Here is a 20,550-nt window from a genome sequence, read left to right on the forward strand (position 1 = left end):
TCAGGGCTGCACCCGGTCGATGAATAGCACCAAGCCGCGTGCGCCTGTGGCCACCACCTGGCCTTCGGCGACGAGGTCGCCGGGCGCCGGCATGGCGTTGCCGCTGCGCGAGATGCGGGCGTCCACCCGCACCCGTGCGGCGTCCGAGAGCCGGGCGGTGGGGCTCATGGCCAGGCTGTCGTCGAGCGTGAAGGCCAGCGGCAGCATACCGGCTCGTGTGCGCAGCACGGCCAGCGGCAGGCGGCCGTCGACGGGGCGGGCATAGACGAACAACGTGTCTTCCGGGCGGACCTGCGCGGCCAGCGCAGTGTCCACGCGGATCTGGCCGGTGATGGCCGTGGGCGCGAGCGGAGCGGCCGCCGTCGTCGACGCTGCGGTGGCGCTGGCGTTGGTGCGAGCGTCGGCCAGCACCTGGGCCAGCCACTTCGCGTCCTCGGAGCCCGCGGGCGCCAGCGCCAGCGCTCGCTCCCAGGTGCTGATGGCTAGCTCGCGGTCGCCGCGGCTCAGCGCGGCTGTGGCGAACAACGACAGTGCCGGCACGTGATTGGAGTCGATGGCCAGCGCCTGGTTCACCAGCCGCAGCGGCCGGCCCTCCAGGTTGCCGTTGGCCAGTGCACCCAGCACGTCTGCGTACTCCACGAGCAGCGCGGGGGAGGCGTCTAGCTCGGCCGGCACCACCCGGCCGAACGCGCGGGCCGAGTCAGGAAGCCGGCCCAGCAGGCGGAAGGACCGCGCGAGCACGATCCAGTTGCGGCTGTTGCCCGGGTCCTTCTCGGCACGGGCGGCCAGCTCGGCGAGCATCCGGTCCACCTGAGCGGGGCTTGCAGCGGCGCCAGCGGACGTGGCCTTTGTGTTGGGTGCCGCTGGAGGTGACAGGGCCGCGGGCGTACCCAGCCCCGCGTACAGCGAGGCGGCGAGCAGCGGCAGCGCAGCTGCCAGCACCCAGGGCGTGCGCCCCGCCGGGCGGGCGTCTGCCGGAGTGGCCAGGCCATCGGCGTCTTCTAGCAGGCGGCGCTGCAGCTCGGCGCTGGCGGTGGCGTGGTCCTCGTCGCGCAGCGTGCCGGCGGCCAGGTCGCTGTCGAGCTCGGCGAGCTGGTCACGATAGAGACGGACGGTGAGGTCGCGCGCATCGACGCCGACGCGGGCAGCGGCGGCTCGCTTCCAGGGGCGGAGCAGCATCAGAAGGGTCAGCGCGACCAGCAGTCCCGCCTCGAGCAGGAACGTCAGCATCGGTCGCCTCCGTTCAGCAGCGCTGCGGCGCGGCGTCGTTCCTCGTCCGTCAGTGCTGCGGGGGGCACGACATGACGCCTGTGCAACATCACCAGCAGCGCGCACACGCCGGCCAACATCGCGACGAAGGGTCCCAGCCACAGCAGCAGCGTCGTCGTGTTGAACGGCGGGCGGTAGCGCACGAAGTTGCCGTAGCGGCTGACGAGGAATTCCATTATCTGCGCGTCTGTCTTGCCCTGGCGGATCTGCGCGCGGATCTCGCGGCGCAGGTCGTTCGCGAGGTCGGCCTGCGACGCCGCCAGCGATTCGTTCTGGCACACCAGGCAGCGCACCTCCTGGGCGATCTGCAGCAGCCGCGCTTCGACGACCGGGTCCTCGGCCAACGGCCTCGCGACATCGGCGTGCACGGTAGCGGTCAGGGCCAGGCACAGTAGCGCGGCGAGCAGCCTGCTCATCGTTGCAGCTCCTGGATCAGTGGCAGCAGCTTGGTGTTGAGCACCTCGGGCGTCAAGGCGCCGATGTGCTTGAAGCGGATGACGCCGGCCTTGTCGATGACATAGGTTTCGGGCACGCCGTAGACGCCGTAGTCGATGCCCACTCGGCCGTCGGCGTCCAGCGCCAACAGCGTGTAGGGGTTGCCGAAGCGGGTGAGCCGACCGTGGGCTTCGTTCGGTTGGTCCTTGTAGTCCAGACCAACTAGCGGCACGATGCCGCGCTGGGCCAGTTCGAGCAGTACCGGGTGTTCCTCGCGGCAAGTGGCGCACCAGGAGGCCCACACGTTCAGAACCCAGACGCGGCCGCGCAGTTCATGCGGGCCGAAGGCCGGGCCGTCGCCCTTGCCCGGTGCGCCCAGCGTGGGCAGCGAGAACGCCGGGGCCGGCTTGCCGATCAGCGGCGATGGCAGCTCGTGCGGGTCGCGCAGCAGGCCCAGGCCCAGAAACCCGGCCAGCACCAGGAACACGCCCAGCGGGACAAGGAAGAAGCGGTTCATGCCGGGGCTCCGGTCGCCGCTGCGGGTGCGGTGCGGCGGGCCTTCAGGCGGAAGCGCCGGTCGGCGGCGGCGATAGCGCCGCCCAGCGCCATCAGCAGGCAGCCGAACCAGATCCACGTCACGAAGGGCTTGTAGTAGACGCGCACGCTCCAGTCGGCCGTGAGCCCCTGCGAGGCCAGCGGCTCGCCCAGCGACAGGTAGAGGTCGTGCGTGAAGCCGCTGTCGATGGCGGTCTCGGTCATCACGGCCTGCGACGCGTGGTAGCGGCGCTTCTCGGGCCGCAGCTCGCGCGGCCGGTGGCCGTCCCGGGAGATCGAGAACACTCCCTGCCGGGCCGTGTAGTTGGGGCCGGGCAGCTCGCGCATGCCCTGGAACTCGACCTGGTAGCCGCCGATGGCCACCGTGTCGCCGACGGCCATGCGCACGTCCTTCTCCTGCTCGTAGCCCTTGACCAGACCGACGCCGGCGACGAACACCGCCACGCCCATGTGGGCCAGCTGCATGCCCCAGAAGCTGCGCGGCGGCCAGCCGGAGGCCAGCCGCTCGCGCACCTGGCACAGGCTGCTGGCGGCCACCCATACGGCCAGCAGCAACGCCATCGCTACACCCGGCGTCCAGCGGCCGGCCAACAACGGCACGGCAGCAGCGGCGCCGACGGCCAGCACGGCGGCGACGCGCAGGCGCCGCGCCAGTTCCCGGGCGTCGGCCTGCTTCCAGCGGGCCAGCGGGCCGATGCCCAGCAGCACCAGCAGCGGCACCATGACCGGCACGAAGACTGCGTTGAAGTAGGGCGGCCCCACAGAGAGCTTGCCCAGATTCAGCGCGTCGATGATGAGCGGGTAAAGCGTGCCCAGCAGCACGGTGCCGCAGGCCACGACAAGCAGCACGTTGTTGACGAGTAGCAGCGTCTCGCGAGACAGCAGCTCGAAGCCTCCGCCCATGCCCACCCGCGGGGCACGCCATGCGAACAGCGTCAGCGAGCTGCCCACCACGACGGTCAGGAAGGCCAGGATGAAGAGGCCGCGTCGCGGGTCGCTGGCGAACGCATGCACCGAGGTGAGCACCCCCGAGCGGACCAGGAAGGTGCCCATCAGCGACAGCGAGAACGCGGCGATGGCCAGCAGCACCGTCCAGTTCCTGAAGCTGCCGCGCTTCTCCGTGACGGCCAGCGAGTGGATCAGCGCCGTGCCGGCCAGCCAGGGCATGAAGGAGGCGTTCTCGACCGGGTCCCAGAACCACCAGCCGCCCCAGCCCAGCTCGTAGTAGGCCCAGTAGGAGCCCAGCGCGATGCCCAGTGTCAGGAATACCCAGGCCGCGTTGGTCCATGGGCGTGACCAGCGCGCCCAGGCGGCGTCGAGCCGGCCGGCCAGCAGCGCGGCGATCGCGAATGCGAACGCCACCGAGAAGCCCACGTAGCCCATGTAGAGCATCGGCGGGTGGATAACGAGGCCGGGGTCCTGCAGCAGCGGGTTCAGGTCCTGCCCCTGCGGCGCGGCTGGCAGCAAGCGCTCGAAGGGGTTGGACGTGAGCAGCAGGAAGGCCAGCAGCCCCACCGCCACCAGGCCAAGCACGCCGATGACGCGGGCCACCATGGCCTCAGGCAACTGGCGCGACAGCAGGCTGACGGCGCAGGTCCACCCGCTCAGCATCAGCTGCCACAGCAGCAGCGAGCCCTCGTGCCCGCCCCACACGGCCGCGGCGCGGTAGGCGGTGGGCAGCTGCGCGTTGGAGTGCTCGGCGACATAGAGCACCGAGAAGTCGTTGGCCACGAACGCCTGCATCAGGCAGGCGAAGGCGAACAGCACCAGCGCGAACTGGGTTTGCGCCGCGGGGCGGGCCAGCGCGATCCAGCCGGCCTGCCCGCGGTGCGCACCGACCAGCGGCAGGGTACCCTGAACGGCGGCCACGAGGGTAGCCAGGATAAGCGCCAGATGGCCGAGCTCAGGTGTCATGGTCGCGGTCGCGTCTTCTCGGCCTGCTCGACCGCGTGCTTGGCCTCAGGCGGCATGTAGTTCTCGTCGTGCTTGGCCAGCACGCTGGTAGCGATGAAGCGGCCCTGGTCATCAAGGCGGCCTTGGGCCACGGCGCCTTTGCCCTCCTGGAACAGGTCCGGCAGGATGCCGGTGTAGGCCACCGGCACCTCGCGCACGGTGTCGGTGATGACGAAGGTCGCCGTCAACTGGTCGCGCCGCAGCGAGCCGGGGCGTACCAGCCCGCCGACGCGGAAAGCGCGGTCCTGCGGCGCCTCGCCGCCCCCCACCTGCGTGGGCGTGTAGAAGAACGCGGCGTTGCTGTTCAGCGCGTTCAGCACCAGCGCCGTCGCGACACCCAGCGCCGCCAGGCCGGCCGCGATCAGAGCCAGTCGCTTCTGGTAGGCCTTCATAGCCGGGCCTCCCCGTCCCGGGCGTCGAACTGGTCGCGCAGCGACTGCTGCAGCGCCCGGTGCTGCCGGCGGACCAGCCAGAGCTCCACCAGCATGGCCACGGCGCAGGCGCCGACACTGCCCCACACGTAGAAGGCGTAGCCGCCCATCAGGCAGAACTCACGAACGCTGTGCCACTGCATCACGCACCCACTCCGTATGCCGCTCTCGTTCGAGGATCAGGTGGCGAACCCGCGCCAGCGCCACCGCGATGGCGTAGGCCCAGAAGGCCAGCGCCATCAACAGCATGCCGCCCAGCATCGTGTGCGCCATCGACGGCGCGCGGGTCATCGACACCGACGCGCCCTGGTGCAAGGTGTTCCACCAGGTCACCGAGAAATAGATGATGGGGATGTTCACGACGCCCACCAGTGCCAGCACCGCGCCGGCCCTGTCGGCGCGCCGCGGGTCGTCGATGGCGGCCTGCAGCGCGATGAAGCCCAGGTAGAGGAACAGCAGCAGCAGCTCGGACGTGAGCCGTGCATCCCACACCCACCAAGTGCCCCACATCGGCTTGCCCCACAGCGAGCCGGTCAGCAGCGACAGCCCCGTGAACATCGCGCCGGTGGGCGCCAGCGCGGTGGCCATCAGGGCCGACAGCCGCGTGTTGAACACCAGGCCCACGCCGGCCCAGAAGGCCATCGCGACATAAATCACCATGGACATCCAGCTCGCCGGCACGTGGACGAAGATGATGCGGTAGCCCTCGCCCTGCTGCGCATCGGTCGGTGCAACGAAGAAGCCGATCCACAGGCCGGCGATCGCCAGCAGCGTGGCGGCGGTGGCAAAGGTGCGCTGCAGCTGCCCGGCCAGCGGGTAGAAGGCCGCGGGTGACGCGTAGCGCATCCAGGGGGCAGGGCGTTTCAGGTCCATAGAGGCCCTTTCATTCCAGCGCGATGCGCAGCGCGGCGGTCGTCGCCCAGGGCATCAATGCGAGCGTGGCGATCAGCAGCGCGCCCAGCAGCGACAGCTGCGGCGAGGCATCCATCCCGGCGGCCCAGGACTCCACGGCGCCGCTGCCGAACACCAGCGTCGGCACGTACAGCGGGAGCACCAGCAGCGCCAGCAGCGCGCCGCCGCCGCGCACACCCAGCGTCAGCGCGGCCCCGACGGCGCCGATGAGGCTCAGCACTGGCGTGCCCAGCAGCAGCGACAGCACCAGCACCTGCAGCGCGCCACCGTTCAGGCTGAACTGCAGGCCCAGTAGCGGCGCCAGTAGCACCAGCGGCAGGCCGCACAGCATCCAGTGCGCGAGCACCTTGCCGGCCACCAGCAGCACCAGCGGCTGCGGCGACAGTGCCATCTGTTCCAGCGCGCCGTCGGCATGGTCGGCGGCGAACAGCCGCGGCAGCCCCAGCAGCGTGGCCAGCAGCGCGGCCACCCAGATCACGCCGGGGCCAATGCGCTGCAGCAGCTGCGGTTCGGGCCCGATGCCCAGCGGGAACAGGCTGGCCACGACGATGAAGAACACCAGCGACGTCACGACCTCGCTGCTGCGGCGCCCGGCCAGCCGCAGGTCGCGCCGCATTGAAATGACCAGCGTGTTCACAGCGCCACCACGCTGCCCGGCGGCAGCGGCACCGGCTGGTGGCTGCTCAGCAGCGCCATGCCGCCGCCGGCGAGATGACGCGCCAGCAGCTGGCCCAGCAGGTCGGCGCCAGTGGTGTCGAGCGCGGCGAACGGCTCGTCGAGTACCCACAGCGCGGCGGGCCGCAGCAGCAGGCGCGACAGCAGCACTCGGCGCTTCTGACCGGCCGACAGGAAACGCGTCGGTAGCCGGCCGCAGCCGGCCAGGCCCAACGTTTCCAGCGCGTCGCGCGCCTGCGCCTCGTTCACCGCCTGGCCGTCCAGCGCGGCGGCAGTCTGCAGGTTCTCAATGGGCGTCAGCTCGTCCTTCACCGCGGCGTGATGGCCGAGATAGCAGCTGGCGCGGCGGAACTCACGCAGCTGCGCGGCGAGTGGCCGGCCCTGCCACATCACGCGTCCCTGCTCGGGTGTCGACAGCCCCACGAGCGTACGCAGAAGCGTCGTCTTGCCCGCGCCGTTGTTGCCCATCACCTGCATCCACTGGCCCGGTGCGAGGCTGAAGTTCAGAGGCCGGAACAGCGGGCGTCCACCGCGCGAGCAGGCAAGGTCGGTGACGCTGAGCATGGAGAGGCCGATGTGAGAAGGGATTGATCAAGCAGGCCAAATGTGGTGGCCGGCCGCACGCAAAGCGGCGCAGTATGGGCGCGGCCCCCGCTCCAACGCCACTGCCGTAGCAACTGCTGTCACGTGGCAATCCCTCGTTACGAACAGGCTGCGACCGGATGTAAGGAGTTCGCGGTTTGCTAACCAATTGCGGATTCCGCATGTTTTCCGCCGCCATCATCCGCGCCTCGTTGCGGGGGCATGGCGTGAAGACGCCGCTCAAGCGCTTGGCGCGCCCCCTCCTTTTCATTCCAGCGTGGGTCATTTCAGAAACATGAGCGTCGCTCAGAAGACCATCAGTCGCCGGTCGAGCTTCAGTGCCCGGCCGCGTGAGCGTGTGCGTGCATCGCGCGGATGGTTCCAGCGCAGTGAAGCCATCATGGGTACGGCCATTCACGTCGAGCTGTGGAGCGAGGACCGCGCCCAGGCTGAGGCGGCGATGGCCGCGGTGATCGACGAGATGCACCGGATCGACCGCACGATGAGCCCGCACAAGCCGGGCTCCGAGCTGTCTCGCATCAACCGCGAGGCCGCTGCGCGGCCAGTGCCGGTCAGCGACGAGATGTATGGTCTGCTGTCACGTGCACGGCAGTTCTCCGAGCTGTCCGATGGCGTGTTCGACATCACCTTCGCCAGTGCCGGGCGCCTGTATGACTACCGGGCCGGCATCCATCCCGATGACGCGACGCTGGCGTCGGCCCGCGCGCTGATCGGCTGGGGCGGGCTGCAACTGGACCCGGCGGCGCGCACCGTGCGGTTCGCCCGCGAGGGCATGCGCATCGACCTCGGCGGCTTCGCCAAGGGCCATGCGGCCGACAACGGCGTGGCCATCCTGCGCCGCCACGGCATCGCGCACGGCATCGTCAGTGCGGGCGGCGACAGCCATGTGCTCGGCGACCGCCGCGGAAGGCCGTGGAGCATCGGCGTGCGCGACCCGCGGCGCGATGGCGAGGTCGTGGCGGTGCTGCCGCTTCAGGATACGGCCATCTCGACATCGGGCGACTACGAGCGCTTCTTCGAGCGCGACGGCGTGCGCCACCATCACCTGATCGACCCGGCCACGGGGCGCTCGCCCTGCGGCGTGCGCAGCGTAACGATCCTCGCCGACGACGGGCTGACCAGCGAAGCCTTGTCCAAGTGCGTGTTCGTCATGGGCTGGGAACGCGGGCTGCGCTTCATCGAGTCCCAGCCTGGCGTCGATGCGGTCGTCGTCGATGCCGAGGGTGTCCTGCACTACTCGTCCGGACTGCTCCACCACACCCACGGGGGTGTGCAGTGATCCGCAGGGTTGACCTATTCATTGGTTTGAAGGAGGGCGCATGAGGCACCCCACAGCAATGCGTGTGATGGGCGGTGCAACCGCCTTCCTGAGCCTGGTGCTCGCCGGCTGCGGCAGTGGCGACAGCACCAGCCCCGGCCCCACCGCCGATCCGGATACGCTGACCGTACTGGGCGACGTGCCCATCGCGTATGCCAAGCGCGCGGTGGCCATCAACCTCAACCCCACGACCGGCGTCAGCTTCCAGCCGGGCGGTGACCTGATCATCCGCACGAAGTCGTCTGCCAGCGCGTCCGAGATCAACGTGACGCAGGCCTACACGCAGGGCAAGGGCGATGTGTCCGACCCCGAGGCCTCGTACGACGGCAAGAAGATCGTCTTCTCGATGAACTGCCCGGTGGCCAGCAACCCGCTGTGCACAGGGCACTGGAACATCTGGGAATACGACATGACCACCGGCGGGCTCGCCGGCGGCACGCTGCGCCGACTGACCCAATCGACGTCCGGCGACGACGACGTCGACCCCGCCTACCTGCCGGCGGGCGCGGGCTTCGTCTTCGCCTCCAACCGCCAGCGCACGACGGTGGACCTGCCCAGTGGCACCGACACCTATCCGGCGCTGGACGAGTACGAGCGCGAGCGAGTGCTCAACCTCTACACGATGGATGCCCAAGGTGGTGCGATCACGCAGATCTCGTTCAACCAGAGCCACGACCGCAACCCGGTGGTGCAGATGGACGGGGACATCATGTTCTCGCGTTGGGACCATGTCGGTGGCCGCAACCACTTCAAGATCTTCACGGTCCGCCCCGACGGCACGAACATGTTCGTCCGCTACGGCGCCCACAGCGACGGCAACAGCTTCCTGCATCCGCGTGAGATGGATCCGGCCGGTTCGTACAAGGGCGTTCTGGCATCGGACCTGATGCCGCTGTCGCGCACGCACGAGGGCGGCGCGCTGGTGTTCGTCGACGCGGCCAATTTCTCCGAGCAGTACATGCCAGCCAACGCGTCGGTGAAGGCCAAGTCGGGCCAGACCTACCCGACCGAGCAGGTGTTGAACTTCGACCGCGGCGTGTCCCGCTACGGTCGCATCACGACGCCCTACCCGCTGTGGGACGGCAGCAACCGCGTGCTGCTGTCGTACGCGCCGTGCCAGGTCAACAAGCGCACGTCGGCCGGGGCGCCGTTCGTCGTGACGCCCTGCGCGAACCTGACCGATGCCGAGCTGGCGTCCATCAGCGACGACATGGACCAGACCGCCGAGGCCGCCGCCACGGCCAACCTGCGCGACAACGTGCCCCCGGTTTACGCGGTCTACATGTTCGATCCGCTGAAGAAGACGATGCTCATCGTCGCTGCGCCGCCGGAGGGCTTCATCTACACCGACCCGATCGCGCTGCAGCCCCGCAAGGAGCCCAACCCGGCAAGCACGACGGCGGCCGCCTCTATGCGTCAGGCGCTGGCCGTCTCATCGTCGGGCATCCCCGCTGGCATGGGTCTGCTGTCGGTGCGCAGCGTCTATGACACCGACGGTCTGGGCCGCATGGGCGCGCCGGTGCTGGCCGAGGCCGACAAGGCCGATGGCTGCACGACGCCCATCCCTACCATCGCGCCCACCGATCCCGACGACACGCGCGCCCAGGTGGCGGACCTGCTGTCGCTGAAGGACCCGGCCAAGCCGGCCTACTACTGCAGCCCGGCCCGCTTCGTGCGCGTCGTGCGCGCGGTGGCGCCCAAGCAGGGCATGGGCACGCGTCAGGCGATCGGAGAGACCGACTTCGAGCCGCAGCAGATCCTCGGCTATGCGCCCATCGAGCCGGACGGTTCGTTCCAGATCTACGTGCCGGCCGACACGCCGCTGGCCGTCGCCGTTATCGACGCGTCGGGCCGTGCGTTCCAGACGCACACGAACTGGATCCAGGTGCGCCCGGGCGAGACCCGCACCTGCGACGGCTGCCACAGCCCGCGCCGCGGCGCCGCGCTGAACTCGTCGATCATCAAGGACAGCGTGCCCGCCGCGTTGAAGGCGGCCTATGCCCGCAATGCCGGCGAGACGATGGCGCAGACGCGCACCAACAACGTCGCGTCACTGCTGATCCCGGCGCTGGACATGGTCTACACCGACGTGTGGGCCGACACGACGAAGACCGCGGGCCGCAAGCGCCCCGACATCTCGCTGAAGTACACCGGCAACACGCTGCCTGACGGCACGCCCGACCCGGCCAACGATCTGGCGACGCGCGTGCCCACCAAGGGCATCATCAACTACCCGGACCACATCCAACCGCTGTGGTCGCGCGACCGCGGCGCCAACACCTGCACCAACTGTCACAAGGCGTCCGCCAAGCTGGACCTGAGCGGCACGCTGGCCGGCACCGGGCGCGTCGTGTCGTACGAGAAGCTGATGCTCGGCGAGCCCAAGATTGACGCGAAGACCGGCCTGCCGGTGACGCACATCGAGGACGGTGAGCCGGTCATCGAACGCCTGCCCGCGCTGGTGGACAGCATGGCCAGCGAGGGCGACGCGCTGGGTATGGCGCGCAAGAGCCGGCTGATGGAGATCCTGTCCGGCCACACGCTGCTGGTCAGCGGCGAGGCCCGCCAGGTGCACCCGACACCGGCGACGCTGGACCACAGCAAGCTGCTGAATAAGGCGGAGCTGCGCCTGCTGGCCGAGTTCATGGATCTGGGCGGCAAGTACTACAACGACCTGAACGCCGGTGGCGTAAAGGCGGTGGGCAAGCTGACACAGGCGTCGTTCGAGAAGACGGTCTATCCCATCCTGCAGTCCACGTGCGGCGCGAGCTGCCACCAGGCCATCGGCAGCAAGAACGTCGCGGCCGGTACGAACTTCCGCCAGAACCGCTTCGTGCTGACCGGCTCCGCCGAGGGGGACTTCAACGTCGCGTTGACGATGATCTCCAACGTCTGCGCACCGGACACGAACTACCTGCTGAGCCGCCCATCCACGGTGCCGCACCCGGCTGCGGCGTCTGCCTCCGCGCCGGCCGTGCTGCCGGTGGGCAGCGCGAACTACAACACCATCGCCACGTGGATCGCCGGAGGCTGCTGAACGCCATGTCGACCGCCTCCCGATTCGATGCCGGCCGCTGGGCCGCGCTGCTGGGCCTGGCCATGCCGCTCCTGCTTGCCGGCTGCGGCGGTGGCGGCTCCAGCCCGCTGGACAACCCGGCGCAGATCGCCAACCCGGGCGCTGACGCGGGCCAGAAGCTGTCGTTCGCCTACTACCAGAAGTGCATCAACCCGATCTTCCTGCTGCAGTTGCCGATCCAGGGCACGTCGGTGACCAACACCTGCGCGGCCGGTGGCTGCCATGACGTGAGTACCGGCAGCGGCGGGTCATTTCGCATCAACCAGGGAGCGACGACGGTGGCCCTCGGCGGCACGCCGGACGCCGCCGCGCTGCGCCAGACCGACATGTACAAGAACTTCAAGTCGGCGCAAGGGCAGGTGGTGTTCGCCGACCCGACCGCCAGCCGGCTGCTTAACAAGCCGCTGGTGCGCGGCGTGCTGCATGGCGGCGGGCGCATCTTCCTGGACGAGAGCGATCCGAACGTCCGCCTGCTGCTGTACTGGATGTCGCACCCGGCGCCGCAGGGGCAGGACGAGTTCACCGCACCGGAGCCCGCGTCATGCGCCGCCTGACCTCTTCGGTGCTGATCGGCCTGCGCGCTACGCTGGCCGCCGCGACCGTGCTGGCAGCGGTGCCGGCGTGCGCGGCCGACGACCCGACCGAGCAGGTGCAGGTCGCCGACCCTTACCTCGAACTGCACACCGCCCCCGGACGCGGCTACCCGGTGTTCCATGTGGCCGGCCGTGGCGAGTCCGTGGAGATCCTGTCCCGCCACACCGACTGGTTCAAGGTCCGCCTGGCCAACGGCAAGGAGGGCTGGGTCGAGCGCGCGCAGCTGGAGACGACGCTGACGCAGTACGGCGCCCGCAAGACCTTCCGTGACGTGCTGCTTGACGACTACCTGCGCCGCCGCGTCGAGATGGGCATGGCGTGGGGCCGCTTCAAGAACGAGCCCGTGCTGAAGCTCTGGGCCGGTTACCGGCTCAGCGACACGCTGTCGGCCGAGGCCACCGTGGGCCAGGTGCAGGGCGTGTTCGCCGGCACAGACTTCTGGCATGTGGGCCTCAACGCCGAGCCCTGGTCCGACAAGCGGTTGTCGCCCTTCGTCGGCATCGGCCTGGGCAAGTTCAAGAACATCCCGAACACCAGCCTGGTCAGCGCCATCACGACCAACGCCAACCTGGCGCACGCGACGGCCGGCGTGCGCTGGCACATGAGCGACCGCTTCGTGCTGCGTGCCGACTACAGCATCTACACCGCCTACGTGGCCGACACGCGCTCCAGCGAATACCGCGCGCTGACGGCGGGCATCTCCTTCTTCTTCTGAGGCACTCGGCACCATGCAGACCCGTCCCTTCCTTCAAGCCCTGCTGGTGACCACGCTGGCCGGCGCGTCCCTGCTGGCCCACGCTGCCGATGGCGGCCCCGGCGCCAAGGCCGACCCGCAGAAGCCCAACGAACAAGTCGTCGTGCCGGAGGTCGACCGCCGCGACGTAAAACTGCCGCGCATCCCGTCCAACGACTTCTCCGTCGGCCTGTTCGCCGGGGCCTATGCCACGCAGAACTTCGGCTCCAGCATGGTGAGCGGCATCCGGCTCGGCTATCACATCACCGAAGACTTCTTTGTCGAGGGCAACTACGCGCAGACCAGGGTCAGCGACGAGACCTTCCGTCAGATCCTGCCGGGCGGCATCTTCGTCAGCGAGAAGCAGAAGCTGAACTACTACGACGTGCTGGGTGGCTGGAACGTGCTGCCGGGCGAGGTGTTCGTCGGCCGCAACGTGGCCCGCGCGTCGGCGCTGTACCTGGTGGCCGGCGTCGGCAGCACCAAGTTCGTCGACCAGCGGCACCAAACCATCACCTTCGGCCTGGGCACGCGCATCTTCCTGACCGACTGGGCTTCGGTGCAGATCGACATGCGCGACCACCGCTACTCGCTGGACCTGCTGGGCAAGCGCCAGAGCACCAACAACCTCGAGTTCACGCTCGGCGGCACGTTCTTCTTCTGAGCGTCGCCGCGGCCTGTCCGTCTCCCGTCTTCCATGATGTCGATATCCACCCCCTTCGCCGCCGCGCCGCTGCGGCGCCTGCTGGCCGGCGCGCTGCTCGGCGCGCTGGCCGGGCTTTGCGCCGCAGCCCCCGATGCCGCCGCGCCCGATTTCACGCTGCGCGCAGCCGATGGCAGGAACGTGCGGCTGCACGAGCTGCGTGGCCGCGTGGTGCTCGTGAACTTCTGGGCCACCTGGTGCGGCCCGTGCCGCCAAGAGATGCCGCTGCTGAACCAGCTCTATCAGAAGTACCAGGGCTCGGGCTTCACGCTGCTGGGCATCAACGTCGACGAGGACAGCCGCAATGCAATCAACCTGGCCGGCAAGCTGGGCGTGAACTTTCCGGTGCTGCTGGACGGTGACAAGAGCGTTAGCAAGCGCTACGACCTGAGCAGCATGCCATCCACGCTGCTCATCGACCGCGACGGAAAGGTGCGCTACGTGTACCGCGGCTACCAGGCCGGCTACGAGGCACTGTACGAAAAGCAGATCCGCGAACTGCTGAAGGAATGATGACCATGCCCACCCGCCTTCCCTTGCGTGCCGGCGTGCTGCTGGGCAGCGCGCTGCTGCTAACGGGGTGCTCGTCGATGCGTCCGATCGAGCCCTGGGTCAAGCCTTACGAGCGCGAGCGCCTGGCCGATCCCATCATGCAGCCGTCGCGCAACGCGCTGTCGGCCAAGCACTTCGCGCACGTGTACGAGGTGCGCGAAGGCGCCCGCGGCGCCAACGGCGTGCAGGGAGGTGGCTGTGGCTGCAACTGAGCTGTGGCGCTCGGCGTCGACGCGGCTGCGTCGCTTGCTGGCCTTGCTGCGCCGCCGCGGCGTGCCGCGGCCTGCCCATGTGGTGGCGCTGCTCGGCACGGCGCTGTCGGCGACCGGCGGCCATGCGGCCACGCTGCCCGAGGATCAGGCCGAGGCCATGGTCCACGTCTACGACGCCGACGGCCTGCGCGCCAGCGGCCCGGCGGTGCTGGTGCGCAAGAAGCTCGGCGCGTCGGTGTCGCTGCACGGCAGCTACTACATCGACCAGGTCAGCAGCGCGTCCATCGACGTCGTCACGACGGCCAGCCCGTTCAAGGAGACGCGCAAGGAATACACCGTCGGTGGTGACTACCTCGTGCGGGACAGCATCCTGTCAGTATCGGCGACGCGCAGCACCGAGCCCGACTACGCAGCCACCACGCTCAACGTCGACGTGTCGCAGGACATGTTCGGTGGCATGACCACTGTCGCGCTCGGCTACTCGCGCGGCACCGACGACGTGGGCCGCAAGGACGTGGGCTTCTTCGACCACGCGCGCCACTGGCGCTACCGGCTGGGCGTCACGCAGATTCTGTCGCCGACGTGGCTGATGAGCGTGAACGCGGAGGTCGTGTCGGACGACGGCTACCTTGGCAACCCCTACCGCTCGGCCCGCATCGGCGGTGCCTTCGTGCCCGAGAACGATCCGCGCACGCGCTCCAGCCGCGCGGTGAAGTTCGGCGCCACGGGCGCGCTGGCCCCGGGCAGCGCCGTGCATGGCGAGTACCGCTACTTCTGGGACAACTGGGCGATCCGAGCGCACACGCTGGAAGGCGGCTACAGCCGCTATTTCGGTGACCGCTACCTGGCCGAGGGGACGGTGCGACTGCATTCGCAGAGCAAGGCGCTGTTCTACAGCGACAACGCGGTCGCCGACACGGTCTACCTGTCGCGCAACCGGCAGCTCAGCACCTTCAAGAGCCTGGGCCTGGGCGGCAAGTTGACCTACAGCGCCGGCAAGGTCGGCGACTACGAAGTGAAGCTCAGCGCCGCCTACGAATTGCTGCACTTCAAGTACAGCGACTTTACCGACCTCCGCTCGGGCAAGGCGTACGCACTGAACGCCCACATCCTGCAGCTGTTCGCGTCGGCCACATTCTGAGGAGAAGGCGATTGAACGCCCACACCCTGTTCACCCCCTGCATGCGGTTTCTGGCTTGTTGCCTGGCTGCACTGTCGATCTCCGCCCCGGTCTGGGCGGCCGAGCCAGCCGGGTCCGAGGCACCGGCCTCCGGCCCGGCGCTTGCTCCCGCGGTGGCGGCCTCGGCGCCGTCGGACGCCGCCAGCGCGCCGGCAGCACCCCAGCGGCTCGACGATCGCATCCAGGACGTCAAGGGCGACGTCATCCGCCTGAACCGTGACCTGCTCGTGCTGGAGGAGGAACTGCTGTTCCCCGCCAACACGCAGGTTGCCGTGTTCGTGTCGATGGATGTTGGCAAGATGTTCGAGCTCGATTCGCTGCAGGTGAAGCTGGACGACAAGCTGGTCGCCAGCTACCTGTACTCGCCGCTGGAGGTGCAGGCGCTGCACCGCGGTGGCATGCAGCGTGTCTACCTTGGCAACCTGAAGTCGGGCGAGCACGAGATCGTGGCCTTTTTCACCGGCAAGGGCCCGCACTTCCGCGACTACAAGCGCGGCGCGACGGTGAAGTTCGACAAGGGCACCGACCCGAAGTACATCGAGCTGCGCATCCAGGACTCCACCGGCAAGCTGCAGCCGGAGTTCGACGTCAAGGTCTGGCAATAGGCGTCGACGTGCAGATGGCTTCGAGCAGCTCTTCCCCGCGCATGGCGCGCGCCTGGTGCCGCCTGGGCGCGGTAGCGGCGCTGGCCGGCGCGCTGGGCGCCGCGCACGCGGCCGACGCGCCTGCGCCCAGGTTGGTGAAAGACCCGCACTACGGCGACACGCTCTTCCACCTCTACCAGGACCAGTACTTCACAGCGATCACGGGCTTGATGGCGTCGCAGCATTTCGAGCGGGTCAGCCGGCATGCCGACGAAGCCGAGCTGCTGCGCGGCGGCCTGCTGCTGTCCTACGGGCTGCACCGCGAGGCCGGCGAGGTGTTCACGCGGCTGCTGGCGCAGACCGCCGCGCCGCCGGTGCGCGACCGTGCGTGGTTCTACCTGGCCAAGATCCGCTACCAGCGTGGCCTGCTCGCCGAGGCGCTGGACGCGCTGGGCCGCATCGGAACCCGACTGCCGCCGGACCTTGATGAAGAGCGCGTGCTGCTGTACGCCAATGCGCTGCTGGCCAACCAGGACGCCGCGGGCGCCGCCCGGCTGCTGAACGGCGCGACGCAGCGGCCCGGCGCTGGTCTGTATGCGCGCTATAACCTGGGCGTGGCGCTGGTGCGCGGCGGTGACGTCGCCTCCGGCCGCAGGTGGCTCGACGAGCTGGGCCGCGCGCAGTCGCCACCCATGCCTGCGACCGAGGAATACCGCAGCCTGCGCGACCAGGCCAACCTGGCGCTGGGCTTCGCACTTCTGCGCGACGACAAGCCCGCGGACGCCGCCGCGATGCTGCAGCGCGTGCGGTTGGATGGTCTGCAGTCGGACAAGGCGCTGCTGGGCTACGGCTGGGCACTGGCTGCCGCGAATAGGCACGACGAGGCGCTGGTGCCGTGGAACGAGCTGCTGCGCCGTGGCACGCGCGATGCCGCCGCGCTGGAGGCGCACATGGCCGTGCCGTATTCGTATGCGCAGCTCGGCGCGTTCGGTCAGGCGCTGGCGCGCTACAACGACGCCATCGCCTTCTACGGCCAGGAAGACGCGGCACTGAACGAGTCCATCTCGGCCATCCGTGCGGGCAAGCTGCTCGACGGGCTGCTGGCGGCCAACCCGGGCGTCGAGATGGGCTGGTTTGCCGGCATTCGCCAGCTGCCCGACATGCCGCATGCCGGCCACCTGACCGATGTGCTGGCCCAGCACGAGTTCCAGGAGGCCTTCAAGAACCTGCGCGACCTGCAGTTCCTGGCCGGCAACCTGCAGGACTGGCAGGACAAGTTGGCGGTCTTCGACGACATGCTGGCCAACCGCCGGCAGGCCTATGCCGAACGGCTGCCGGCAGCGCGCGCGCAGGCGGGCGCCGCGGGGCTGGACGCGCTGCAGAAACGGCGCGACGACATCGCGGCCGAGTTGCAGCGTGTCGACCAGCAACTCGACACGCAGGCGCTGGCCACGGCCCGGCAATACGCGCTGATCGAACGCGTGAAGCGGGTCAACGAGAGCCTGGCCGCTATGACACCGGACGCGTCGCTCGACGTCGCCCGCGAACGCGCCCGGCTGGCCGCCGGACTGCTGACGTGGGACCTGGCGCAGGACCATGTGGCGCGGCTGTGGACCGCGCAGAAGGACTTGCGCACGATCGACCGCGAGCTCGCCGGCGCGCGCGCGCACGACGCCGCGCTGGCCCGCGCGCAGACCGAGGAGCCAGCGCGGTTCGAGGCTTTCGCGCGCCGCGTCGCCGATGTGAGGGGCCGCATCGCGGCGCTGATCCCCCGCGTGGCGGACCTGTCGCGACAGCAGCAGCAGGCCGCGCAGGAGATCGCCGTGGCTGAACTGGCCAGGCAGAAGGAGCGCCTGGCGCTCTACAACACCCAGGCGCGCTTTGCCGTGGCGCAACTTCACGACCGGGCCAGCGTGTCCAAGGAAGGCGACCGTGCGCCCAAGCCATAGCCTCACGCTGCTCGTCGTCTGCGGCCTTGCGGCCTGCGCCAGCAAGCGCGCCGACGTGCCCGAGACGCCCACGCTGAAGACGCTCGCGGGACGCACCGTCAAGGTCGAGCCCGACCGCGGCGTCATGGCCACCGAGGAGCAGACCATTGCCGCCTACCAGAAGTTCCTGGAGGTGGCACCGCGCGCGCCGCAGCGCGCCGAAGCGCTGCGGCGCTTGGGCGACCTGGAGATGGACAGCGCCGACAACCGCGCTGCCACCAGCACCGCAGGCACTGCCAACGCCGGCCCCGACTACGCGACTGCGCTGGTCCGCTACCGCAACTACCTGAAGGCCTACCCCAGGGACCCGGGCAACGACCGCGTGCTCTACCAGATGGCTCGTGCGCACGAGCAGGCCGGCGAGCTGGAGACGGCCATGGCCACGTTGGACCGGCTTGTGGCCGAGTACCCGAAAACGAGCTACCGCGACGAGGCGCAGTTCCGCCGCGGCGAAATGCTTTTCGCGATGCGCGACTACGCCCGCGCCGAGCAGGCCTATGGCACGCTGCTGGGCGGCAGCAGCCCCTTCCAGGAGCGGGCCACCTACATGCAGGGCTGGTCGCGCTTCAAGCAGGCCAAGCTGGAGGAGGCGCTGCAGTCTTTCTTCGGTGTGCTGGACCTGAAGGCGGCGACGCTCGGCCGGCAGGGCGAGCTGCAGAGCCTGCCTGGCTTGACTCGCGCGGACCGCGAGCTGCTGGAGGACACCTTCCGCGTGACCAGCCTCAGCCTGGCCAACCTGCAGGGCGCGGAGGCCATTCCGGCCTACATCAACTCTCCACAGCGCCGCGCCTACGAGTTCCGTGTCTACGAGCAGCTCGGCGAGCTCTACCTGAAGCAGGAGCGGCTGAAGGACGCCGCCGACACTTTCGGTGCCTTCGCACGGCGCGAGCCGCTGAATGCGCAGGCGCCGTTGCTGCAGGCCCGCGTCATCGATATTTACCAGGGCAACGGCTTCGCCAACCAGGCGCTGGAGGCGAAGAAGGACTATGTCTCGCGCTATGGCGCGGGCAGCGAGTTCCGCCAGGCCAACCCGGAGGGCTGGGAGCAAGCCCAGCCGCTCGTGAAGACGCACCTGGCCGAGCTAGCGCGCCACCACCATGCGATGGCGCAGAAGAACAAGGCCTCGGCCGACTACCAGGAGGCCGTGCGCTGGTACCGCCTCTACCTGACGTCCTTCCCCGACACGCCGGAGGCCGCGCAGCACAACTTCCTTCTGGCGGAGCTGCTGTACGAGGACAAGCGCTTCGTGGAGGCCATCCCCGAGTACGAGAAGACGGCCTACGGCTACCCGGCCCATGCCCGCAGTGCAGACGCCGGCTACACCGCGCTGCTGAGCTACGCGGCGCTGGAGAAGGCCGCGGCGCCCGGCGAGCTGCCGGCCTTGCAGAAGGCCTCCACCAGCAGCGCACAGCGCTTCGCCGATGCCTTCCCGGCTGATGCGCGCAGCAGCGCCGTGCTGACCCGCGCCGCCGAGCAGCTCTACGCGCTGGGCGACGGCGAGCAGGCAGCGACCGTCGCCCGCCGCGTGCTCGCGATGCAGCTACCGGTGGCCGCGGCCCAGCGCCGCGTGGCCTGGACCGTCGTGGCCCACACGGCCTTCGAGCGCGGCGACTTTGGCGCCGCCGAGAAGGCCTATGGCGAGGTTTTGGCGCTGACGCCGGCCGCCGAGCCCGGCCGGCGCGAGCTGGCCGAGCGGCTGGCTGCGTCGGTCTACAAGCAGGGCGAGCAGGCCCGCAGCGGTGGCCAGGCGCGCGAGGCCGTGGGCCACTTCATGCGCATCGCCAGCGTGGCGCCGGATGCGGCGGTGCGCGCGACGGCGCAGTACGACGCGGCCGCCGCGCTGATCGGCCTGAAGGACTGGGATGCCGCCGCGAGCACGCTGGAGGACTTCCGCAGCCGCTACCCCAAGCATGCGCTTCAGGGCGAGGTGACGACCAAGCTGGCCTTCGTCTACACGGAGAAGGGCAGTTGGACGCAGGCCGCCGGCGAGTACGAGCGCCTGGCTGCTGCCAACCCCGACGCCACGCTGGCCCGCGCGGCGCTGTGGCAGTCGCTGCAGCTGCGCGAGAAGGCGGCCGGCAAGACGCCAGAAGCCATGACGCCCGCCGCCCGCGCCACGCTGGCACAGGCCTACGAGCGCTACGTGAGGCAGTACCCTCAGCCACTGGAGACCGCACTCGAAGCGCGCTACCGCCAGGCCCTGCTGGTGCGCGTGGACGGCAACGCCGCGCGCGAGCAGGCGTTGATGCGCGACGTCTACCAGGCCGATCAGGCGGGCGGTGCCGCGCGCACGCCGCGTACGCAGTTCTTAGGCGCGATGGCCGCGCTGACGCTGGCGCAGCCGGCCGTCGAGGCCTACAGCAAGGTGCAGCTGGTGGAGCCGTTGGCCAAGCAGCTGAAGGCCAAGAAGGCACGGCTGGAGGAGGCGCTGAAGGCCTATGCCGTGGCGGCCGACTACGGCGTGGCCGATGTCGTCACCGCGGCTTCGTACTACACGGCGGCGCTCTACCAGGACTTCGGCAAGGCGCTGCTGGAGTCGCAGCGCCCGAAGAAGCTCTCCAAGCTGGAGCTGGAACAGTACAACGTGATGCTGGAAGAGCAGGCCTATCCCTTCGAGGAGAAAGCCATCGAGCTGCACGAGGCCAATGCGCGCCGTACGACGCAGGGCCTCTACGACGAGTGGGTCCGCAAGAGCTTTGCCGCGCTGCGCGAGCTGCGGCCGGCGCGCTACGGCAAGGCTGAACGCAGTGAAGGAGGGGTCGATGCGATCCGCTGAG

The 20,550-nt window shown here is 69.5% G+C and carries 20 protein-coding genes; 11 read left to right on the forward strand and 9 right to left on the reverse strand.

Annotated features, from left to right (window positions below):
- The 9 genes from ccmI to ccmA are packed head-to-tail and all read right to left on the reverse strand — an operon-like array spanning window position 1 to window position 6,794.
- Window positions 1-1,230 (reverse strand): c-type cytochrome biogenesis protein CcmI, encoded by a 1,230-nt coding sequence (gene ccmI, locus LXT13_RS00405; protein WP_233369623.1) that lies wholly within the window; start codon window positions 1,228-1,230, stop codon window positions 1-3.
- Entirely contained in the window at window positions 1,224-1,685 is a 462-nt protein-coding gene (locus LXT13_RS00410; protein ID WP_233369624.1) for a cytochrome c-type biogenesis protein, read from the reverse strand. The genes ccmI and LXT13_RS00410 overlap by 7 nt, the downstream gene beginning before the upstream one ends.
- Window positions 1,682-2,221 carry a DsbE family thiol:disulfide interchange protein gene (locus LXT13_RS00415; protein WP_233369625.1) on the reverse strand — a complete coding sequence of 180 codons (540 nt, stop codon included), beginning with the start codon at window positions 2,219-2,221 and terminating at the stop codon, window positions 1,682-1,684. The genes LXT13_RS00410 and LXT13_RS00415 overlap by 4 nt, the downstream gene beginning before the upstream one ends.
- Window positions 2,218-4,173, reverse strand: a complete 1,956-nt coding sequence (locus LXT13_RS00420; protein WP_233369626.1) for a heme lyase CcmF/NrfE family subunit — start codon at window positions 4,171-4,173, stop codon at window positions 2,218-2,220. Before LXT13_RS00420 ends, LXT13_RS00415 begins: the two co-directional genes overlap by 4 nt.
- On the reverse strand, window positions 4,170-4,604 hold the full coding sequence (gene ccmE / locus LXT13_RS00425; RefSeq protein ID WP_233369627.1) for a cytochrome c maturation protein CcmE: 435 nt from the start codon (window positions 4,602-4,604) through the stop codon (window positions 4,170-4,172). The genes LXT13_RS00420 and ccmE overlap by 4 nt, the downstream gene beginning before the upstream one ends.
- Window positions 4,601-4,786, reverse strand: a complete 186-nt coding sequence (gene ccmD, locus LXT13_RS00430; protein ID WP_233369628.1) for a heme exporter protein CcmD — start codon at window positions 4,784-4,786, stop codon at window positions 4,601-4,603. Before ccmD ends, ccmE begins: the two co-directional genes overlap by 4 nt.
- Window positions 4,764-5,516, reverse strand: a complete 753-nt coding sequence (gene ccmC, locus LXT13_RS00435; protein WP_233369629.1) for a heme ABC transporter permease CcmC — start codon at window positions 5,514-5,516, stop codon at window positions 4,764-4,766. The genes ccmD and ccmC overlap by 23 nt, the downstream gene beginning before the upstream one ends.
- A gap of 10 nt (window positions 5,517-5,526) precedes the next feature.
- Window positions 5,527-6,171 carry a heme exporter protein CcmB gene (gene ccmB, locus LXT13_RS00440; RefSeq protein WP_233369630.1) on the reverse strand — a complete coding sequence of 215 codons (645 nt, stop codon included), beginning with the start codon at window positions 6,169-6,171 and terminating at the stop codon, window positions 5,527-5,529.
- Between the two features lie 17 nt (window positions 6,172-6,188).
- Window positions 6,189-6,794, reverse strand: coding sequence for a cytochrome c biogenesis heme-transporting ATPase CcmA (gene ccmA, locus LXT13_RS00445; protein ID WP_233369631.1), 606 nt, complete (start codon window positions 6,792-6,794; stop codon window positions 6,189-6,191).
- Between the two features lie 418 nt (window positions 6,795-7,212).
- Between ccmA and LXT13_RS00450 the strand changes: the two genes are divergently transcribed.
- From LXT13_RS00450 to LXT13_RS00500, 11 genes are read left to right on the forward strand one after another with little or no spacing between them, the layout of a single operon-like run.
- Window positions 7,213-8,112, forward strand: a complete 900-nt coding sequence (locus LXT13_RS00450) for an FAD:protein FMN transferase (protein WP_233369632.1) — start codon at window positions 7,213-7,215, stop codon at window positions 8,110-8,112.
- A gap of 40 nt (window positions 8,113-8,152) precedes the next feature.
- Window positions 8,153-11,188: an HzsA-related protein gene (locus tag LXT13_RS00455; protein WP_233369633.1), complete on the forward strand. Its 3,036-nt coding sequence runs from the start codon at window positions 8,153-8,155 to the stop codon at window positions 11,186-11,188.
- 5 nt (window positions 11,189-11,193) lie between these two features.
- Window positions 11,194-11,781, forward strand: coding sequence for a hypothetical protein (locus LXT13_RS00460; protein WP_233369634.1), 588 nt, complete (start codon window positions 11,194-11,196; stop codon window positions 11,779-11,781).
- The gene (locus LXT13_RS00465) at window positions 11,769-12,536 is read left to right on the forward strand and encodes an SH3 domain-containing protein (protein WP_233369635.1); all 768 of its coding nucleotides are present in this window, start codon (window positions 11,769-11,771) and stop codon (window positions 12,534-12,536) included. Before LXT13_RS00460 ends, LXT13_RS00465 begins: the two co-directional genes overlap by 13 nt.
- 13 nt (window positions 12,537-12,549) lie before the next feature.
- Complete coding sequence (locus LXT13_RS00470) at window positions 12,550-13,218, forward strand: outer membrane beta-barrel domain-containing protein (RefSeq protein WP_233369636.1); 669 nt, start codon at window positions 12,550-12,552, stop codon at window positions 13,216-13,218.
- 36 nt (window positions 13,219-13,254) lie between these two features.
- On the forward strand, window positions 13,255-13,770 hold the full coding sequence (locus tag LXT13_RS00475) for a TlpA disulfide reductase family protein (protein WP_233369637.1): 516 nt from the start codon (window positions 13,255-13,257) through the stop codon (window positions 13,768-13,770).
- A gap of 5 nt (window positions 13,771-13,775) precedes the next feature.
- Window positions 13,776-14,021, forward strand: coding sequence for a DUF4266 domain-containing protein (locus LXT13_RS00480; protein WP_233369638.1), 246 nt, complete (start codon window positions 13,776-13,778; stop codon window positions 14,019-14,021).
- The gene (locus tag LXT13_RS00485) at window positions 14,008-15,162 is read left to right on the forward strand and encodes a DUF3570 domain-containing protein (RefSeq protein ID WP_233369639.1); all 1,155 of its coding nucleotides are present in this window, start codon (window positions 14,008-14,010) and stop codon (window positions 15,160-15,162) included. Before LXT13_RS00480 ends, LXT13_RS00485 begins: the two co-directional genes overlap by 14 nt.
- Window positions 15,163-15,173: 11 nt before the next feature.
- Window positions 15,174-15,806 carry an AraC family transcriptional regulator gene (locus LXT13_RS00490; RefSeq protein ID WP_233369640.1) on the forward strand — a complete coding sequence of 211 codons (633 nt, stop codon included), beginning with the start codon at window positions 15,174-15,176 and terminating at the stop codon, window positions 15,804-15,806.
- A 41-nt stretch (window positions 15,807-15,847) separates the two neighbouring features.
- Window positions 15,848-17,734 carry a tetratricopeptide repeat protein gene (locus LXT13_RS00495; protein ID WP_233369641.1) on the forward strand — a complete coding sequence of 629 codons (1,887 nt, stop codon included), beginning with the start codon at window positions 15,848-15,850 and terminating at the stop codon, window positions 17,732-17,734.
- Window positions 17,718-20,549 (forward strand): tetratricopeptide repeat protein, encoded by a 2,832-nt coding sequence (locus LXT13_RS00500; protein ID WP_233369642.1) that lies wholly within the window; start codon window positions 17,718-17,720, stop codon window positions 20,547-20,549. The genes LXT13_RS00495 and LXT13_RS00500 overlap by 17 nt, the downstream gene beginning before the upstream one ends.
- Window position 20,550 lies beyond the last annotated feature (1 nt).

It is taken from the genome of Pelomonas cellulosilytica (assembly GCF_021353265.1).
In the GTDB taxonomy this organism is placed as follows: domain Bacteria; phylum Pseudomonadota; class Gammaproteobacteria; order Burkholderiales; family Burkholderiaceae_C; genus Pelomonas; species Pelomonas cellulosilytica.

What these genes read in the sequence shown, in the direction of transcription:
- ccmI (WP_233369623.1), bottom strand. Translation starts at nt 1,230, where the DNA reads ATGCTGACGTTCCTGCTCGAGGCGGGACTGCTGGTCGCGCTGACCCTT.
- LXT13_RS00410 (WP_233369624.1), bottom strand. Translation starts at nt 1,685, where the DNA reads ATGAGCAGGCTGCTCGCCGCGCTACTGTGCCTGGCCCTGACCGCTACC.
- LXT13_RS00415 (WP_233369625.1), bottom strand. Translation starts at nt 2,221, where the DNA reads ATGAACCGCTTCTTCCTTGTCCCGCTGGGCGTGTTCCTGGTGCTGGCC.
- LXT13_RS00420 (WP_233369626.1), bottom strand. Translation starts at nt 4,173, where the DNA reads ATGACACCTGAGCTCGGCCATCTGGCGCTTATCCTGGCTACCCTCGTG.
- ccmE (WP_233369627.1), bottom strand. Translation starts at nt 4,604, where the DNA reads ATGAAGGCCTACCAGAAGCGACTGGCTCTGATCGCGGCCGGCCTGGCG.
- ccmD (WP_233369628.1), bottom strand. Translation starts at nt 4,786, where the DNA reads ATGCAGTGGCACAGCGTTCGTGAGTTCTGCCTGATGGGCGGCTACGCC.
- ccmC (WP_233369629.1), bottom strand. Translation starts at nt 5,516, where the DNA reads ATGGACCTGAAACGCCCTGCCCCCTGGATGCGCTACGCGTCACCCGCG.
- ccmB (WP_233369630.1), bottom strand. Translation starts at nt 6,171, where the DNA reads ATGCGGCGCGACCTGCGGCTGGCCGGGCGCCGCAGCAGCGAGGTCGTG.
- ccmA (WP_233369631.1), bottom strand. Translation starts at nt 6,794, where the DNA reads ATGCTCAGCGTCACCGACCTTGCCTGCTCGCGCGGTGGACGCCCGCTG.
- LXT13_RS00450 (WP_233369632.1), top strand. Translation starts at nt 7,213, where the DNA reads ATGGGTACGGCCATTCACGTCGAGCTGTGGAGCGAGGACCGCGCCCAG.
- LXT13_RS00455 (WP_233369633.1), top strand. Translation starts at nt 8,153, where the DNA reads ATGAGGCACCCCACAGCAATGCGTGTGATGGGCGGTGCAACCGCCTTC.
- LXT13_RS00460 (WP_233369634.1), top strand. Translation starts at nt 11,194, where the DNA reads ATGTCGACCGCCTCCCGATTCGATGCCGGCCGCTGGGCCGCGCTGCTG.
- LXT13_RS00465 (WP_233369635.1), top strand. Translation starts at nt 11,769, where the DNA reads ATGCGCCGCCTGACCTCTTCGGTGCTGATCGGCCTGCGCGCTACGCTG.
- LXT13_RS00470 (WP_233369636.1), top strand. Translation starts at nt 12,550, where the DNA reads ATGCAGACCCGTCCCTTCCTTCAAGCCCTGCTGGTGACCACGCTGGCC.
- LXT13_RS00475 (WP_233369637.1), top strand. Translation starts at nt 13,255, where the DNA reads ATGTCGATATCCACCCCCTTCGCCGCCGCGCCGCTGCGGCGCCTGCTG.
- LXT13_RS00480 (WP_233369638.1), top strand. Translation starts at nt 13,776, where the DNA reads ATGCCCACCCGCCTTCCCTTGCGTGCCGGCGTGCTGCTGGGCAGCGCG.
- LXT13_RS00495 (WP_233369641.1), top strand. Translation starts at nt 15,848, where the DNA reads ATGGCGCGCGCCTGGTGCCGCCTGGGCGCGGTAGCGGCGCTGGCCGGC.